Origin of the sequence: Runella sp., from assembly GCF_027484545.1 — a bacterium.
Classification (GTDB): domain Bacteria; phylum Bacteroidota; class Bacteroidia; order Cytophagales; family Spirosomataceae; genus Runella.
The window spans coordinates 1-16,447 of sequence record NZ_JAIXST010000131.1; the positions used below are offsets into that span (position 1 = coordinate 1).

16 protein-coding genes are annotated in these 16,447 nt (G+C 43.7%); 10 read left to right on the plus strand and 6 right to left on the minus strand.

Going from position 1 to position 16,447, the window contains the following annotated elements; all coding sequences use genetic code 11:
- Positions 1-130: 130 nt before the first annotated feature.
- The gene (locus tag Q0081_RS11765; protein ID WP_298353176.1) at positions 131-793 is read right to left on the minus strand and encodes a hypothetical protein; all 663 of its coding nucleotides are present in this window, start codon (positions 791-793) and stop codon (positions 131-133) included.
- A gap of 243 nt (positions 794-1,036) precedes the next feature.
- On the opposite strand from Q0081_RS11765, the gene Q0081_RS11770 reads away from it, so the two are divergent.
- Positions 1,037-1,747, plus strand: a complete 711-nt coding sequence (locus Q0081_RS11770; protein WP_298353179.1) for a tetratricopeptide repeat protein — start codon at positions 1,037-1,039, stop codon at positions 1,745-1,747.
- A 96-nt stretch (positions 1,748-1,843) separates the two neighbouring features.
- Here the strand turns inward: Q0081_RS11770 and Q0081_RS11775 are convergent, their stop codons facing one another.
- Positions 1,844-3,064: a sugar MFS transporter gene (locus Q0081_RS11775; RefSeq protein ID WP_298353182.1), complete on the minus strand. Its 1,221-nt coding sequence runs from the start codon at positions 3,062-3,064 to the stop codon at positions 1,844-1,846.
- A gap of 227 nt (positions 3,065-3,291) precedes the next feature.
- On the opposite strand from Q0081_RS11775, the gene Q0081_RS11780 reads away from it, so the two are divergent.
- Genes Q0081_RS11780 through Q0081_RS11790 form a run of 3 tightly spaced genes read left to right on the plus strand, consistent with a single transcriptional unit; the run spans position 3,292 to position 6,013 of the window.
- The gene (locus Q0081_RS11780) at positions 3,292-4,440 is read left to right on the plus strand and encodes a Gfo/Idh/MocA family protein (protein WP_298353184.1); all 1,149 of its coding nucleotides are present in this window, start codon (positions 3,292-3,294) and stop codon (positions 4,438-4,440) included.
- A gap of 50 nt (positions 4,441-4,490) precedes the next feature.
- Positions 4,491-4,901: a four helix bundle protein gene (locus Q0081_RS11785; protein ID WP_298353186.1), complete on the plus strand. Its 411-nt coding sequence runs from the start codon at positions 4,491-4,493 to the stop codon at positions 4,899-4,901.
- A 59-nt stretch (positions 4,902-4,960) separates the two neighbouring features.
- Positions 4,961-6,013: a sugar phosphate isomerase/epimerase gene (locus tag Q0081_RS11790; RefSeq protein ID WP_298353189.1), complete on the plus strand. Its 1,053-nt coding sequence runs from the start codon at positions 4,961-4,963 to the stop codon at positions 6,011-6,013.
- Between the two features lie 147 nt (positions 6,014-6,160).
- Here the strand turns inward: Q0081_RS11790 and Q0081_RS11795 are convergent, their stop codons facing one another.
- Together Q0081_RS11795 and Q0081_RS11800 are read right to left on the minus strand one after the other, a co-directional pair.
- Entirely contained in the window at positions 6,161-6,673 is a 513-nt protein-coding gene (locus tag Q0081_RS11795) for a c-type cytochrome (RefSeq protein WP_298353192.1), read from the minus strand.
- Between the two features lie 125 nt (positions 6,674-6,798).
- Positions 6,799-7,014: a hypothetical protein gene (locus tag Q0081_RS11800; protein WP_298353195.1), complete on the minus strand. Its 216-nt coding sequence runs from the start codon at positions 7,012-7,014 to the stop codon at positions 6,799-6,801.
- Between the two features lie 159 nt (positions 7,015-7,173).
- Here Q0081_RS11800 and Q0081_RS11805 point away from each other — a divergent pair, with 159 nt between their 5' ends.
- Positions 7,174-7,494, plus strand: a complete 321-nt coding sequence (locus Q0081_RS11805) for a sensor histidine kinase (RefSeq protein ID WP_298353197.1) — start codon at positions 7,174-7,176, stop codon at positions 7,492-7,494.
- On the opposite strand, the gene Q0081_RS11810 is transcribed toward Q0081_RS11805, so the two are convergent.
- The gene (locus Q0081_RS11810) at positions 7,469-8,575 is read right to left on the minus strand and encodes an acyltransferase family protein (protein WP_298353199.1); all 1,107 of its coding nucleotides are present in this window, start codon (positions 8,573-8,575) and stop codon (positions 7,469-7,471) included. The genes Q0081_RS11805 and Q0081_RS11810 overlap by 26 nt on opposite strands.
- A 272-nt stretch (positions 8,576-8,847) precedes the next feature.
- Between Q0081_RS11810 and Q0081_RS11815 the strand changes: the two genes are divergently transcribed.
- Entirely contained in the window at positions 8,848-9,276 is a 429-nt protein-coding gene (locus Q0081_RS11815) for an ester cyclase (RefSeq protein ID WP_298353202.1), read from the plus strand.
- Between the two features lie 12 nt (positions 9,277-9,288).
- The gene (locus Q0081_RS11820; RefSeq protein ID WP_298353206.1) at positions 9,289-10,038 is read left to right on the plus strand and encodes an HpcH/HpaI aldolase/citrate lyase family protein; all 750 of its coding nucleotides are present in this window, start codon (positions 9,289-9,291) and stop codon (positions 10,036-10,038) included.
- A 113-nt stretch (positions 10,039-10,151) separates the two neighbouring features.
- Here the strand turns inward: Q0081_RS11820 and Q0081_RS11825 are convergent, their stop codons facing one another.
- Entirely contained in the window at positions 10,152-11,432 is a 1,281-nt protein-coding gene (locus Q0081_RS11825) for an MFS transporter (protein WP_298353209.1), read from the minus strand.
- 292 nt (positions 11,433-11,724) lie between these two features.
- Here Q0081_RS11825 and Q0081_RS11830 point away from each other — a divergent pair, with 292 nt between their 5' ends.
- The 3 genes from Q0081_RS11830 to Q0081_RS11840 all read left to right on the plus strand — a co-directional run bounded on the left by Q0081_RS11830 (position 11,725) and on the right by Q0081_RS11840 (position 16,072).
- Positions 11,725-12,747, plus strand: a complete 1,023-nt coding sequence (locus Q0081_RS11830; RefSeq protein WP_298353212.1) for an LLM class flavin-dependent oxidoreductase — start codon at positions 11,725-11,727, stop codon at positions 12,745-12,747.
- 122 nt (positions 12,748-12,869) lie between these two features.
- The gene (locus Q0081_RS11835) at positions 12,870-14,672 is read left to right on the plus strand and encodes a PQQ-dependent sugar dehydrogenase (RefSeq protein ID WP_298353214.1); all 1,803 of its coding nucleotides are present in this window, start codon (positions 12,870-12,872) and stop codon (positions 14,670-14,672) included.
- Positions 14,673-14,698: 26 nt separating this feature from the next.
- Positions 14,699-16,072 (plus strand): amidohydrolase family protein, encoded by a 1,374-nt coding sequence (locus Q0081_RS11840; protein ID WP_298353216.1) that lies wholly within the window; start codon positions 14,699-14,701, stop codon positions 16,070-16,072.
- Positions 16,073-16,447: the final 375 nt, after the last annotated feature.

Consider the following 16,447-nt stretch of genomic DNA (forward strand, 5'->3'; position numbering starts at 1 on the left):
AGGCTTGGGCATTTTTTCCCATTCATCTAACTTGGAAAGTAGAATTTCTGTCGCTTTTTGTTTGTCCATCGTTTTTTGTGGCTAATTTAGTATTGCTCTGCATTTATTCGTACACCCTTCGTCATTCATTTTACTTCTCAAATTTCAGCTTAAAAACCCCGACGGTTAAGACAATTTCGTCTTTGGCGTCCTGTTTTTTGTAACCTCTTCCTTCGGGGTCAATGTCAGAATCGTAGCCCGTAGCGCTCGTAAATACTTTGTCTTCGAGTTTGCCTTTTAAGCGATTCAAGCCTCCCAAAGCGGTTGCCGAAGTTTTTTCCTTGAAATGCGTACCGTCGAGCGTACAGGAAAATTTGCCTTCCAAAAATCCGTCGGCGGCTTTGGTAACTTCGATTTCACCTCCATTTTCCCGCCGTGATTTTCCGACGTGGTATTCCATGCGCGGCGAGCGGGTTTCTTCCACGTATTTTACGTAAGCTACGCCTTTGTATTTCCCCTCAGCCATAATGGGCTGAACGGTGTTTTTACCGTTAAATTCTTCATCTACAATTTTGTATAGACCTACTTCCGGGGTATCGTTGTTGGTCCAGGTGGCAAACCAAAATCGCAGCGATTTGTCGGGACTTGTGGCATTGGCCGTTACGTACCAGGCATTACCGATGCGAATCCGTCGCGGAGCCGTTTTGTATTCTTTGCCGTCTACCTGTACCGATAGACTGTTATCGTTGGAAATTTGAGCTACGGCCATCTGACTCAAGAGGCTGATAATAAGCGCGGCTAACTTCTTTTTCATTTCATTCGTAAGGTTTATAAGTGATTATTTTGAGCACTGAAATGTACGCGTTTTCTTTTCTGATTAGTATAAAATTCGGGTTGAAATGTCATGAAAACTTACTGAACGGTCTTTTAACTAATGAGTGAATGAGCAAATGGTTGAATGACGGGGCTGCCCGTGCAGCGAATAAATACCTATATTCGCTCATTCACAATTGGCCATTCACTCGTATCTTTGGGTCTTAAATCCTTTAAAAAACCAATGAAATACATCATAATCATCAGTTTAAGTGCTCTTCTTTTAAGTAGTCAATCCTGTAGTTTTTCTTCAGAAGATATGCTTGAAAAAGGAAAGTCGTTAATGAAAGAAGGGAAATTCAGAGATGCACTTACCTACCTCAACAAAGCCATTGAGGGCGACAACGCCAACTATGAAGCTCTAAACGCCCGTGGTGTCGTGTATTATGAACTTCGGGAATATACCAATGCCTTGCTTGATTATGATCAGGCACTCAAATTGAAACCTGATTATTACCGTCCGTATTACAATCGAGCTTTGTTGAAAGTGGCCCAAAGTGACGGACAGGGAGCACTCAAAGATTATTCGGAAGCGATTCGTTTGGATTCTCGAAATGCCGAGATATTTGTAAATCGGGGTCAGTTATTGGCCGCATTAGGTCAAACAGACGCTGCTTTACGTGACTTTGACCAAGCAGTGAATCTGGATGAAAATAACGCCATGGCTTGGTACAACCGCGGCAATGTATTGTTTCAGCAGGGTGATTTTAAGCGTTCCATTGAAAATTTTGAAAAAGCCGTGAAGAATGATACCAAGTTTAGCAAAGCCTTTCACGCGTTGGGCATTGCACAACTGATGTTACAACAAAAAGATCAAGGGTGTCTGAATCTTAAACAAGCCGATCGTCTCGGTTATCCTTCCGCTAAAGTTTCGTTGGAACAGTATTGTAAGTAGGAGTGGGGCATGACTTTGCAAGGTATTCCTAATAACGTGCAATAAAAAAAACCGTCGAATCTAATCGACGGTTTTTTTTATTATCAACGAATTGAATTAGTGCGCAGCTGTTGTAGTAGTTGCTTTACTATTACGCATCCAGAAAAATAAAATGGTGAATGCTACAATCAAAATAGCAGGGAACAAAACCATCGTACTGAGGGTTGCCTGTCCTGCAGCCAATTCCATTTCATCGCCTGTCAAGCCCATAGCCGTTTTTTCAGCACGGGCGCTATCAATCCATTGTCCAATAAAGGGTTGAAAGATGGAAGTGGAAAACATACCCACCCCACCTAAAATGGACATTCCCAGAGCACCGCTAAGAGGTACTTTTTCGGCGATAAATCCAATCATATTTGGCCAAAATAAAGCTACACCCAACGCGAAAAATATAGCCGCTACATAAGCCATGCTACCTGTTTGGGTACTGAATAAATAGATGCCGATTGTTGCAAATACAGCTGATCCCAATAACACACCGGTTTGGTCAAATTTAGCAACAATAGGTCCTGCGAAATATCTGATAACGGCCATAAGCCCAGTCACTAACGCCAAAATCAACATGGGGCTTGCTCCTGATTTGCTCATGATTAAGCCTGTCCATTGTTGAGGACCGAATTCTGTGATAGCCGTAATCGCCATGCAGCAAAACATGAATATGTACAATGGGGTAACCATTGCCTTTAAGTTTTCACCCAATGAAGTAACACCTTCGGTTTTTGGTTTTGGAAAGGTTTGGCCCCAGAACAAATAAGCATAAATTAAAGTTGGAACCATAATCAGCCATATTTGTGCCTGCCAGCCTGTATTGGCATCAGTCATGAATTTTGAAATTAGACTGCCAACTACAATTCCACCGGGAAACCACATGTGGAAACGGTTTAACATTTTGCTCATTTCCGCACCTGAATAAGTGTCAGCAATCATAGGATTACAGGCTGCTTCGGTACAACCGTTACCTAAACCGATGAGGAATGTAGAAACTAAAAGGCCAATGTAACCTCCTGAATAAATGGTCAATAAGATGCCTAATGCGTGTGATACAAACGCAATCATCATGATTTTTTTAGGGCCAACTGTGTGATAAACAAGTCCCCCGATAATCATTGCTAATGGGAAACCTAAAAACCACATGGAGTTGATGAAGCCGAGCTGCTCAGCAGTCAAATTAAACTCTGTTCCTAATTGCGCCAGAATACCGGCTCGGATGCTGAATGAGAATGCCGTGGTGATAAGCGCAAAACAGCTCCCGTTAAAAAGTCTGGTTTTATTGATCATTGTGTTTGAAAGGTTTGGTTGAAGGTGATATTAGATAGTACTTACAACGACGCAAAGTAGTTTTTTTGTTTTTTTTACCCAAGCTTCGTGAGAAAAAGCCATTTTTTTACTTTGCCTACTAAATGAGTAGCCGAAAAAGTTGTTTAAATTCAACCCGTAAGGCAAAACAGTCAACAAATTATCCAGTTTTTTAAATAAAATACCAAACCACAAAAAATTACAAGTATATGGCTCGAAAAATCAGAATGGGGATGGTAGGTGGAGGCCGGGGAGCATTTATCGGTGGCGTCCACCGGATTGCTGCTGCAATCGACGGTGAGATAGAATTGGTGTGCGGAGCATTCAGCTCCACTCCCGAGAAATCGAAAGCCTCCGGCGAAGACTTCATGCTCGACCCATCGCGTTGCTATGGCGATTTCAAAGAAATGATTCAGAAAGAAAAACGGCGCAAAGACCGTATCGACGTGGTATCGATTGTTACTCCTAATCACATGCACTTTGCCCCGGCCAAAATGGCCTTGGAAAATGGCTTCCACGTGATTTGCGACAAGCCCGTTACGTTTTCGTTGCCAGAAGCCAAAAAACTCAAAGAAATGATTGCCAGCACGGGTTTAACCTTTGCCCTTACTCATAATTATACGGGCTATGCAATGGTCAAAGAAGCCCGCCAATTGATAAAAAACGGAGTATTAGGTACGATTCGTAAGGTCATTGTAGAATACCCGCAAGGCTGGTTATCCTTTCCAATAGAAAAAGAAGGAGCTAAACAGGCCGAATGGCGCACTGATCCAAAACGTTCGGGAATTGCTGGAGCAGTGGGAGATATCGGTACTCATGCCGAAAACCTAGCAGAATATATCACAGGACTAAAAATTACGGAATTATGTGCCGACGTAAACCGCGTAGTCGAAGGGCGTGTGTTGGACGATGACGCCAATGTGTTGCTTCATTTTGACAATGGTGCTAATGGTATTCTGCATTGCAGTCAAATCTGTAACGGAGACTGGAATGGCTTGAATATCAGAGTATATGGCGAATTGGGGACTTTGCAATGGCATCAGGAAAAACCTCAATATCTTCATCATAAAACAACCGATGAATACCAAATCTATCAACCGTCAGTTGGTAAATTGTCCGATTCGGCCAATGCTCATACTCGTATTCCGTTTGGTCACCCCGAAGGATATTTGGAAGCGTTCGCCAACGTCTATCGCAATTTTGCCCGCACCGTGCGCAAACGTATGAACGGTGAAGAGCCCAACGAATTTGATTTGGATTTCCCCACCATCGACGACGGTATCCGAGGTATGCAGTTTGTCGAAACAGTCATTGCCTCGGGCAAAAGCAACAGCAAGTGGGTGAAGTTTAAGAACTGAGTTATTGGTGAATTAGCGATTGGTGATTTAGTGATTTAAAAATTGTCAAAATGGAGAAACAAGACTATGTGCCTAAAGCTGATTTCGCTGAAAAAATGTACCAGCGAATTAAAAGTTTTGGCATAAGGTGTATTCCGGTTTGTGATGAGTTGTTTATTAAAAATTCACCTTCCGCTAAAAACATAGCTTATCAACTTAGCAGAAGTTCGTCGTCGGCAGTTTCCAATTATCGTGCAGCACGAAGGGCGAGGAGTAATAATGATTTCTTCTCGAAATTAAGTGTGGTAATAGAAGAGTTAGATGAAAGTGTAGGTTGGTTAGAATATAGTATTGATGCCGATTATGTTTCTGAAAGTAAGTTGGCATTGTTGATTGATGAAGGCTATCAATTACTTCAAATATTGGCCAAATCAAGAAAAACCACAGGGGATTTAATTAAAAATCAAGAGAAGGGTAAGTAGGTGTTAGATAGATTGTAAAAAATCACTAATCACTAAATCAAAAATCACAATTTTAAAAAATGAAAACCATCAAAGGACCTGCCATATTTTTGGCGCAATTCATGGGCGATGAAGCCCCGTTTAATTCATTGGATACCATCGCCGCTTACATGGCTGATTTGGGGTATAAAGGGATTCAAATCCCGACGTGGGATCCGCGTTGCATTGACCTCAAAACCGCTGCCGAGTCAAAAACCTACTGCGACGAGTACAAAGGTAAACTCGCGGACATCGGCGTAGAAGTAACCGAACTTTCGTCTCACTTGCAAGGGCAACTCGTGGCCGTTCATCCGGCATACGACCCTATGTTTGACGGTTTTGCGGCACCGGAAGTTCGCAATAATCCGAAGGCACGTACCGAATGGGCGGTACAGCAATTGATGTGGGCGGCCAAAGCTTCTCAAAATATGGGATTGAAATCACATGTCACCTTCTCGGGGGCTTTGTTGTGGCCGTTTTTATATCCGTGGCCTCAGCGCCCGGCGGGTTTGGTGGAAACGGGCTTTGCCGAACTCGGCAAGCGTTGGACACCTATTTTGAATGCATTCGATGAAGCAGGGGTTAATGTAGGCTACGAACTTCACCCGGGTGAAGACGTTCACGACGGTATTACCTTTGAAATGTTTTTGGAAGCCGTTGGCAACCACCCACGTGCAGGTATCAACTATGACCCGAGCCACTTTGTATTGCAACAATTGGATTATCTCCAATTCATTGATTTTTACCACGAGCGTATTTTTGCGTATCACGTTAAAGATGCTGAATTCAATCCAACCGGTAAGCAAGGCGTTTACAGCGGTTTCCAAGGTTGGGTCGACCGGGCAGGCCGTTTCCGTTCATTAGGAGACGGGCAGGTGGACTTTAGTGGTATTTTCTCAAAATTATCGCAGTACAACTACGACGGTTGGGCAGTATTGGAATGGGAATGTTGCATCAAATCGCCCGTACAGGGAGCGGCAGAAGGAGCACCTTTCATTGCTGATCACATTATTCAGGTAACCGAAAAAGCATTTGATGATTTTGCCGGTACGGGAGCCGATGAAGCCTTTAATCGGAAAGTGTTGGGGTTGTAAATGTAGAGCCGCACCATTTTGCGGCTAAGACAATATAGAATCGACAATTTTGAAAAAGGGGTAAAAACGTAGAGTTACGAAATTTTACAATCGGGATAATAAAAACGTAGAGCCGCAAAATGGTGCGGCTCTACGTTTTTATAAAGATTAATTTCTTGGTGGACCACCAGGACGAGCACCATTAGGACGACCAGGATGTGACTCACCACGGTGGCAAGTAGTACATCCGATGCGGGGTTTACGCTCTTTTGTAGCGTACGAAGGCATCGTAGCAATCAGATCATCGTTAACTTTTCCAACCATGGCTACCATGTCGCGAGCAATGGCATGATCACCTTTTGTATCCAATGACCAGTCTTTTACGTCGTGGCAATGGTTGCAGCTTACGCCCAATGCTTTACTCCAGCCATTTTCCATGATGCCGATTACCTGCTCCGCAGGACGGCCTTTGAAAATTTTGATGTTTTTAAATACCTCTTCGGCATTCGTCTTTTCTTTCCCCGCAATAGCCGCTCTTACTTCTTTCGCATACTTAGCACGGTCGGCAGCGAGGCTATCCTCACGCGGGTCGGCAGATTTCGTCGAGATGGTTGAAGGAGTGAGCGCAACCAACGACACAATCGCCGTTAGTGCAAAGACTGCAGTAATCCATTTTTTCATAGTAAACAAGGAGGTTAAATAGTTATAAAGGCAAACTTATGGAAAAAGTAAATGTTTGCAAGATTTTAACCTAAAAAAGGCGCTGAAAGTAGATAGATACGGGCAAGTTCTCGACGAATACCTATTTAATATTTTGTAGCTAAGTGGACGTCGAAAAAAGATTTGTCAGAAGCGATGTATTGTGTTCCAAAAATATCATCACTCACAGAAATCCTGACTTTATCTCCCGCGGCCAATTTTAAGTCACGGCTGATATAAATGCTGAAATTGGCATTGGCGAGCGGAACGAAAGTGGCCGTGGCCGCTACCGTGGTAAAACCATTGGAAACGGTAGTAACCATTAAATGAATGTTAAGTTGTAATCATTGCTTATGCTTTACTTGTTTGATTATCAGCATTTTGATATTAGATTGCTTTGCAAAAGGTCTAAGAAATCTGTATCAGAATTAAGTGTACGCTGTATAGCAATAAACCCTTTTTTATCAAATTCACTGATAAATTTGCTCAATAACGCTTTCTACGCCGTACAGCCTAACGTCGGCAAGGTTGCCGACGTTTATCGTCCCAAAGTCATTCTAACCACTCAATGTGTGAATAATAGAGTTGCAATCCGAGTGGCAGATAACGGAAACGGGATTCCCGATGCTATCAAAGACAAAATCTTTCAACCCTTCTTCACCACCAAACCCACGGGCGAAGGCACGGGTTTGGGGCTTTCACTTAGTTACGGCATTGTAACCAAAGGTCATGGTGGGACGCTGGAAATGGAAACTAAAGAAGGGGAGGGAACAACGTTTATTGTTCAACTTCCTTTGGTTTAAGCCCATACAGAATTCTTGTAAGAATAAATAGCCGTATCAACCAATGATAAATAGCAAAAACGGTAAGAAAACAGATGAAAATCAAAAGGACAAGTTTAACCGAAATGGGCAGTGACCACTGTACCACAAAATACCCCGAAACCACAATGACGGTTTGATGCAAAATATAAAAAGGATACACAGCCTTGTTGGTGTATTTCAAAAATCGGTTGGAGAAGTTCAAATGTTTTTTTGCAAATCCCAACAGAGTTAAAATGAGCGTCCAAATATGGATAGAGTTTAGGGTGCCGTATAGATATAAACGGCTGTCAGTGACTTTGGGCAATTCTGATTTCCACCAAAACTCATAATAAAGAACGGCGATACAGAGTAAGGCGGTACTTAGGTAGTAAAAACGGTATTTCTCGCACGTTTCCCAAAAAGATTGGCTTCCTCCCAGAATATACCCGTACACAACTAAGGTAATCGAAAAAATGAACAGAAACCAGTCATCCAGCAAGCTTTGCTGTTCGGGATAGGCGAGGTAAAGGGTAAAATAATAGAGGGTAAAAGGGATAAATAAAGAAAATGCCAATAAGGGATGAGTGAAGCTATTGGCAATTTTTTCTTTCAAGGTTTTTATGGCTTTGATTTTGAAAATGGCAAATACCGGCAAAAGTAAAAACACGAAAAGATACACCACAAACCATAGATGACTCCACGTGAGCGTGCCTTCCAGATAGGGCACTAATTCCCAAACCGTGGGATAAAAGTCTAAATAGGAACTTGTGAACTGACCTGTTTGCAGTCGTTCAATATAGACCTGAGCGGGAATGGTGAAGAACATGGCAAAAAGCAACGGAATAAATAATCGCACAATTCGCTCTCTGGCAAACGAGAATACCGACCTTGATTGGAGCGAAAAATGGATTCCAACTCCGGAAATAAAGAACAAAAGCGGGAGTCGCCATTGATGAAGCCAATAGATCAGGCGACTTAGCCCAACGGAGGTTTCGGCGTTTTTAACTTCCCATCCAAAAGTAACAAACGGCATGGCACAGTGAAAAAAATCAGTAGGAAAAAGGCCAAAACTCTGACCCAATCCACGTAATGGTTACGTTTGGTGGCGGTAGGCATTCTTTTTTAGAAGTAAAGGATAAAAACCGGATAATTAGCGATTGGAAGATGCAAAAAGGGGCCGTTAGGTTGCATCAGAGGGGAGAAAAACGACCGTTAAATCAATTTTTTTCCTCTGCAAAAATTAATAAATTAATTGCCGTGATTTTAACTTTTGAAAAGTTTCCTATCTTTGGGTTAGTGAATCCTAACTTTAACTCATTCTGTTTAATCCTTAATTTTTCAAACAACAACTTTATGGAACTGAACTCAGTTGAACGCAACAAAAATGTAATGCGCTTTATTGTTGAAAGCAATGATGCCAAAAAATTCTACGACTATCTTGACATGGTTTCGGAAGACTTTGTAGGACACCATCACCTGGTTCCCGGTGATCTTCGCGGTAATCAATCGTTAAGCGGATTTTTTTATGTAACAGAAGAAATTGCTTTCCCCGATGGGAAGCATACCATTCATAACGTATTCGGCGAAGGAGATATGGTGACTCTGGAACTTTCCCTTGTGGGTACGTTTACCGGACCATTGCCCGATGGCACACCGCCGAATGGTAAATCAATTAAATTCCATTACAACATCCTGTGCCGTTTTGAAGGTGAAAAACTGGCGGAATTATGGTGGTTTCCGTATGATTCGCATACCCTTATGTTGAATCTCGGTATGATTTAAAATCCGGAAACTATGAACTTTAAAGAAAAACTTCATTCCGGAGACGTAGTATATGGCTTAACCCTTACCATCGGTAATCCTCAAATTGCAGAACTGATCGGTTACCTCGGTTTTGATTGGGTTTGGATTGAGGCAGAGCATACCACCATGGGTTTGGAAACGATTTTGGCTCAGTTACAGGCCCTTGCTGGAACGGGCACCAAAGCAGTGGTGCGCGTTGACAATAATGACCAAACCGTTATCAAACGTATTCTGGATATTGGTCCAGATGGAATTATAATTCCGTCGGTCAATAGCCGGGAAGAGGGCGAAAAAGCCATAAAATTTATAAAATATCCACCTCTGGGTGAAAGAGGAATAGGACTGGCCCGCGCTCAGGGATACGGCCTCAAGTTGGGCAATTATATAAAATCAGCCAATGACGAAGTGGCCGCTATTTTTATGATTGAGCACATCAATGCGGTTCAGAACATTGATGACATCCTGAAAATAGAAGGGCTGGACGGTATCATTATCGGTACGTTGGACTTGGCCGGCAGCATGAACCTGCAAAATGATTTGGGAAATGCGCAGATTGAAGTCGAAGTACAAAAAGTAGTGCAGGCCTGCGCAAAAGCGGGTATTGCCTGTGGTGCTTTTGTTGGCGACCCCAATCAGGCAAAAGAGCGAATCAAACAGGGTTTTCGATTGCTGACGCTGGGGGCAGACGTACTTTTACTGGCTTCTTCGGCCAAAAATGTGCTTGACACCGTAAAGTCGTAACTAAGAATAACTTCAAACACAGGGTGTAGTGTTGAGAAACACTACACCCTGTTCCTTTTATGCGTATTGTATTGGGTATATTGACTTGTTAATCAATATATTAACATTTTTTCTCAGGAATTACTGCCCGAAACAAGGGGAGCCTCAATTATTTCCTGAGGCTTTGCAATTATCAATGTCAGTAGAACAGAAAACAAAACCGCTACTGACATCAAAATATAGGAAGCATTAAAATTTCCCGTCAGGCTGCTGAGATAACCCACCAAATAGGCACCGATGAACGAACCCAAAGCACCCATACTATTGACGAGTCCAATGGCTCCACCGGCTACATTTTTGGGGAGAAATTCGGTAATCAGGGCAAAGAACGGGCCGTAAGGAGCGTATAAAGTACCGCCTGTGATTACTAATAAAGAATACGACAGCCAAAAGTTGGAATCCCCCAAAAGATAGTTTCCAAACAAAGCAATCGAAGCAATCAATAAAAACGGCCAGATAAAAAGCTTCCTGTTCAGGGTTTTATCGGCAAAATAAGAAGCCCCGAGCATACCCAAAATAGCCGCAATATAAGGCACTGCCGACAGCCAACCGGTCGTAACAATGTCCATTTGAGGACTGTTTTTAATAATCGTAGGAAGCCACATGACAAACCCATACACACCAAGACTCCATAGAAAATAATGCAGACACAGGAGAATAACCGCCTTAGAGCGAAACGCCTGCCCGTAATTCTTCACCGGTTTTATTTCCTGCTGTTCCTGCAGTAATCGTTCTTCAATGGCTGTTCTTTCCTCCGGGGTAAGCCAGTTGGCATCCTTTGGTTTTTCATCAATCATAAACCACCACACAAAGGCCCATAAAATACCCGGAACTCCCTGAATAATGAACATCCAGCGCCAACCCATTGAGTTAATCAAATAGCCTGACAAAACCGACATCCACAAAACGGTGACGGGGTTTCCCAGAATCAGAAAGGTATTGGCCCTGGAACGCTCCTGCTTCGTAAACCATTGACTGAGAAGGATAAGCATGGAAGGCATGACGGCACTCTCTACTACCCCAAGCATAAATCGGATCACAATCAGCATGGTAACGTTGCTGACCATCCCCGTGGCCGCTGCCAGTGTTCCCCACAAAATCAAGGAAATAAAAATCAGTTTCTTTGCACTTTTAGTGGAGGCGTAATGGGCACCGGGTATTTGAAAAAAGAAATAACCCAAAAAAAACAGTGAGCCGAGCAGGGAAGAAACTCCTTTGGTAATGTGAAGATCTTCGTTCATGCCTCCTGCCGCTGCAAACCCAAAATTGGCCCGGTCAAGATAAGCCAGACTATAGGTAATAAAAGCGATGGGAATAATACGGTACCATCGTGCTTCAGCCAATTGTTTTTTCATGAGTTCGGTTGTCCGTTGTGTTATCTTTGACCTAAAAAGCGCGGACTGAAAGTTCAATACTCGATAATTTGTATTTATTGCTTTTCCGGACAGTTAATCGTCAATAAACGAATCTTAGTGCTGAATTTTGTGTATTGTTTAGAAATATTGGCTGTAATGGTTTGTTACGTTGCGGATATAGGTCAGACGGTAGTCAGACCGTCTGCTGCTCTCTTGGGTCTGACTACCGTCTGACCCGACTGCCCATAACTTAAACAACTAATTCAATATTGGCAACTAAGTTAAAAATAAGATGGAGATAGGAATTGATAGTTTTGCAGCAGTAGCTGCTACCCAAACGGGTGCTGAAATCAGCAGTACGGAGTCAATGGCTCAATTATTGGAACGAATTGAAAAGGCCGACCAATCTGGTCTTGATGTATTTGGAATTGGAGAGCATCATCGGAAAGAATTTCTGGATTCTGCCCCAACTCTCATTCTTGCCGCCGCTGCCGCAAGAACTCACCGGATTCGCCTGACGAGCGCTGTAACCGTACTTAGCGCCGCCGACCCAGTCCGCGTTTTTCAAAATTTTGCCACCTTGGATTTGATTTCTAAAGGCCGGGCCGAAATGGTAGTAGGACGCGGTTCGTTCACCGAAGCTTTTCCGTTATTTGGATTGAACCTACAGGATTACGATGCCCTTTTTTCGGAGAAATTAGACCTTTTATTAAAAATTCGAGATAATGAACTCGTCAATTGGTCGGGGAAATTTCGCCCTGCCCTCCGAAATCAGCTTATTTATCCAAGGCCGCAACAAAATCCCTTTCCCATTTGGGTGGGTGTAGGTGGGACGCCTCAATCTTTTGTTCGCGCCGGTATGCTCGGACTGCCGTTGATGGTGGCTGTCATTGGGGGAGAAACGCACCGATTTCGTCCACTGATTGACCTGTACAGAGAAGCGGGACAAAGGGCAGGTCATGCGCCCGAAAAACTGAAAGTGGGCTTGCATTCCATTGGTTATGTGGCCAATACAACGCAGGACGCGATTGACGATTTTTATCCGGGATATGCCGAAACCTTTATCCGAATCGGGAAGGAAAGAGGCTGGCCGCCCGTAAGGCGCGAACATTTTGAGGCTCAAAGAGGTCCGTTGGGAGCTTTGCTGATAGGTGGACCGGAAGAAGTTGCCGAAAAAATTAGTAGACACAGTGAGGCTCTCGGCGGTATTTCACGGCTTACTTTTCAAATGGACAATGCAGGTTTGTCCCATACTAAACTCTTGCAAGCCATCGAATTAATTGGTAAACGAGTGGCACCGTTGGTCAATCAATAAGCGTTTTTAGCGGTTTTTGGGCAGGGTTTAACTTTCTATCGGGAGATTTACGGGAGTTGTTGCTTTTTCACCAAAGGCAACCCTTCCGTATTCTCCGTCTTAAGCAAACAACTCAAAAACCAATGAAAATAGTCAACCCTATTGATTCAGTAAGTCGTCGATATCTCACGCAGGGATTTTATTTAGTAATTGTACTATTTCAGTTATATTCCTGCAAAAACAGTAAGCCGTCCACCCATTCGTCGGCCTTGCGAGTTGGTGAGGCTGCTTCGGGTGACGGCAGTTCCTTATTTTCTACGGACAAAAAAAACATTGCCAAAGGTCAGGTTCTGTTCGAGGCGAATTGCTCGGCCTGTCATAATTTTCTGCAAAAGGGAATTGGCCCCAATCTTTCGGAAGTGACTTCAAAAGTGACGCAGGAATGGCTGAAAAAAATGATCCAAAATGCGCCGGCGTTGGTCAGTTCGGGAGATGCCCGAGCGGCTATGCTTTTTGAGGAATACAAACAGGTCATGCCTGCTTTTTCCGCCTTGAAAGAATCCGATGTAGAATCCATCATGGCCTTTATTCATTCCAAAAGGAAAGCGGAGGTTGTCTCAGCGGCTCCTGATTATTTGGGAATACCGATAACAGACCCCATGCCTCAAAAAATCGCCAAATCCGGTCTGCGTCTCAAATTGGATTACCTAATGACGGCCCCTGCTACCGCTCAGGCATATCCCTTAGCCCGAATTAACAAAACCCTGAAGTTGCCTGGGAAGAAAGACCGCTTATTTATGGTGGATTTGCGGGGAAAACTGTACGAAATGGTAGGTAAAGAGCTGCGCGTATTCATGGATATTTCGAAAGAAATTCCTGCTTTTATTCCTGCACCGGGGTTAGGTACGGGTTTAGGAAGTTTTGCTTTTCACCCCGATTTTTACACGAATGGGCTTTTTTATACCACGCACACTGAAAAAGGAAAAGCTGCGACTCCCGATTTCGGCTACGCAGATTCCATCAAAGTAACCTTGCAGTGGGTGCTCCGGGAATGGAAAGTGGAAAACCCCGAATCACCGACTTTTTCGGGAAAAGGGCGGGAGTTATTCCGAATCAATATGGTTTCTCCCATTCACGGAGTGCAGGAAGTGACTTTCAATCCGCTGGCTACTCCCAGGAGCGCTGATTACGGTTTATTGTACATTGGTTTGGGTGACGGCGGAGCCACCGAAAACGGTTATTATTTCCTTTGTAACGATAAAAGCCACGTTTGGAGCTCGGTGTTGCGAATTGACCCGCAAGGAAAAAACAGCAAGAATGGGCAGTATGGAATTCCGACCGAAAACCCATTTGTAAAAGAAGTTGGTGCGGCAGGGGAAGTATATTGTCGGGGATTTCGTAATCCCAATCGTATCGTTTGGTCGCCCGACGGGAAAATGCTGATTACGGACATTGGACAATCCCAAATGGAAGAAGTGAACATTGGCAAAGCCGGGGCCGATTATGGATGGCCGGAGCGCGAGGGTACCTTTGTTATCAATCACAGTGGAAAAATGAGCGTGGTCTACGCGCTTCCTAAAAACGATGCTTCCTTTCACTATACCTATCCCGTGGCTCAGTATGACCACGACGAGGGCAAATCCATTTCGGGCGGATTTGTCTATACGTCAACCGCCGTTCCGCAATTGAAGGGGAAATATATTTTTGGTGACATTGCCAACGGGCGTATTTTCTGCGTTGAAAACAGTCAACTAATACTTGGGCAACAGGCGCCCATTCAGGAATTGGAATTGCAATATGATGGTCAGGTAACTACTTTACAAACCTTAACCGGCAACGCAAAACCCGATGCCAGAATGGGAGAGGGGCTGAACGGCGAATTGTACCTTTTTACCAAAGCCGACGGCAAAATTTACCAAGTAAGCAGTTGCTCCGTCAATGAATAGATGTCCAATTATAAACCTATATCACTATGCGAAATTTATTTATTCTTCTGTTAAGTGCACTGCTTTCAGCTCCCTGCTATGTGCTTTCAGCGCAGGAACTGACTGATAACAGCCAACGCGAAATCGTTTTCAGGTCGGTCAATGTCATTCCCATGGACAGGGAACGAGTGATTGAAAATCAGACGGTTGTCGTAAAAAATGGTAGAATAATGGCCATGGGTGACGAAGGAAAAGTCAAATTCACCAAAGAGGCGTTTGTCGTTAACGCCAAAGGAAAATACTTGACTCCTGGCTGGGCAGAAATCCACGCCCACGTCCCACCGATTGATGATATTGAACCGATGAAAGAGGTATTGATGCTCTATCTGGCCAACGGAATCACGACGATTCGGGGAATGTTGGGCCATACTCGACACCTTGAATTACGAAGCAAAATCAACAACGGAACCATTCTCGGCCCTCATTTTTACACTACCGGCCCTTCCTTCAGCGGTCAGACCGTAAAGACCGCCGAGCGTGGGGCGGAAATGGTTCGTGAGCAAAAAGCCGCCGGGTACGATTACCTAAAATTACACCCGGGCTTGACGAAAGAAACCTTTCCAGCCATTGCCAAAACCGCAAAAGAAGTGGGAATTCCTTTCGTGGGTCACGTTTCATTCAACGTTGGAGTGTGGCGGGCTATTGAGGCAAAGTACTCCACCATTGATCACTTGGATGGTTTTATTGAAGCCATCACGCCGGGGATTGACACGCTGGTAGAACAGGAAACGGGTTTGTTCGGGTCGTGGATTGGAGATCGGGCAGATGCTTCCCTGATTCCAAAATTGATGGCCGGCTTACGCGACAATCGTATCCGAGTAGTACCTACACAGGCATTAGCGGAGCGTTGGCTTTCGCCGCTGCCGGCCGAAGAATATCTAAATGATCCTGAAATGAAATACATGAAACCGGAAACGATAAAGGGTTGGGTAAATGCCAAAAACACCTACACCTCCAACCCCAATTTTTCCAAAGTAAAAGCAGAAAAACTGATCCAAATTCGTCGAAAATTGATTTATGAATGTCAGAAAAACGGCGTTGAAATTTTGTTGGGCTCTGATGCCCCTCAAAATTTCAATGTGCCGGGTTTTTCGATTCATCACGAAATGAGATACATGGTGGATGCTGGATTGACACCCTACGAAACGCTACGTGCTGGCACGGTCAATGTGGCTTCTTACCTCAACAAAACGGATTCAGGTGTTATTAAGCCCGGTAATGTATCGGATTTGGTGTTATTGACAGGCAACCCGTTGAAAGACATCAACCAAACCAAAACCATTGAAGGTGTGATGATGGGTACAAAATGGCTTTCAAAAGACTTTATTGAGAAAGAATTGAAAAAGTTGGAGAAAAAGTAATTTTCTCCGATTCTGCCGAAGTTAGTGAAAAACACCAACTTCAACGTGCTTGGCGGTGTTTTCACCGCCAAGGTCATAAATAACTCTCTTTGAAATCCTTTGTATGCTGGGGGTCAGCGGGGTCGGGCTTTCTATCGCCGTTTTGGCAAGTGTAAAAATCACAAAATAACTTACACACACACACCTCTATACATCTTCTGACGTTGGATAGACGCAATAGAGTTTCGTTTATACAGATGTTATAGGCAACTTAAATTTTAAATCTCATGAATCCTACATGATATTGAGAAGAACACACAGAGGCATGAAAATTGATTGTGGAGAGCCAGACCAACAATTTTAGAACAATGGATACACTAAAATTTGAACAGATTA

Coding starts and splice junctions, on each gene's coding strand:
- Q0081_RS11765 (WP_298353176.1), bottom strand. CDS start 793: ATGAAAAAGAAGTTAGCCGCGCTTATTATCAGCCTCTTGAGTCAGATG.
- Q0081_RS11770 (WP_298353179.1), top strand. CDS start 1,037: ATGAAATACATCATAATCATCAGTTTAAGTGCTCTTCTTTTAAGTAGT.
- Q0081_RS11775 (WP_298353182.1), bottom strand. CDS start 3,064: ATGATCAATAAAACCAGACTTTTTAACGGGAGCTGTTTTGCGCTTATC.
- Q0081_RS11780 (WP_298353184.1), top strand. CDS start 3,292: ATGGCTCGAAAAATCAGAATGGGGATGGTAGGTGGAGGCCGGGGAGCA.
- Q0081_RS11785 (WP_298353186.1), top strand. CDS start 4,491: ATGGAGAAACAAGACTATGTGCCTAAAGCTGATTTCGCTGAAAAAATG.
- Q0081_RS11790 (WP_298353189.1), top strand. CDS start 4,961: ATGAAAACCATCAAAGGACCTGCCATATTTTTGGCGCAATTCATGGGC.
- Q0081_RS11795 (WP_298353192.1), bottom strand. CDS start 6,673: ATGAAAAAATGGATTACTGCAGTCTTTGCACTAACGGCGATTGTGTCG.
- Q0081_RS11800 (WP_298353195.1), bottom strand. CDS start 7,014: ATGGTTACTACCGTTTCCAATGGTTTTACCACGGTAGCGGCCACGGCC.
- Q0081_RS11815 (WP_298353202.1), top strand. CDS start 8,848: ATGGAACTGAACTCAGTTGAACGCAACAAAAATGTAATGCGCTTTATT.
- Q0081_RS11820 (WP_298353206.1), top strand. CDS start 9,289: ATGAACTTTAAAGAAAAACTTCATTCCGGAGACGTAGTATATGGCTTA.
- Q0081_RS11825 (WP_298353209.1), bottom strand. CDS start 11,432: ATGAAAAAACAATTGGCTGAAGCACGATGGTACCGTATTATTCCCATC.
- Q0081_RS11830 (WP_298353212.1), top strand. CDS start 11,725: ATGGAGATAGGAATTGATAGTTTTGCAGCAGTAGCTGCTACCCAAACG.
- Q0081_RS11835 (WP_298353214.1), top strand. CDS start 12,870: ATGAAAATAGTCAACCCTATTGATTCAGTAAGTCGTCGATATCTCACG.
- Q0081_RS11840 (WP_298353216.1), top strand. CDS start 14,699: ATGCGAAATTTATTTATTCTTCTGTTAAGTGCACTGCTTTCAGCTCCC.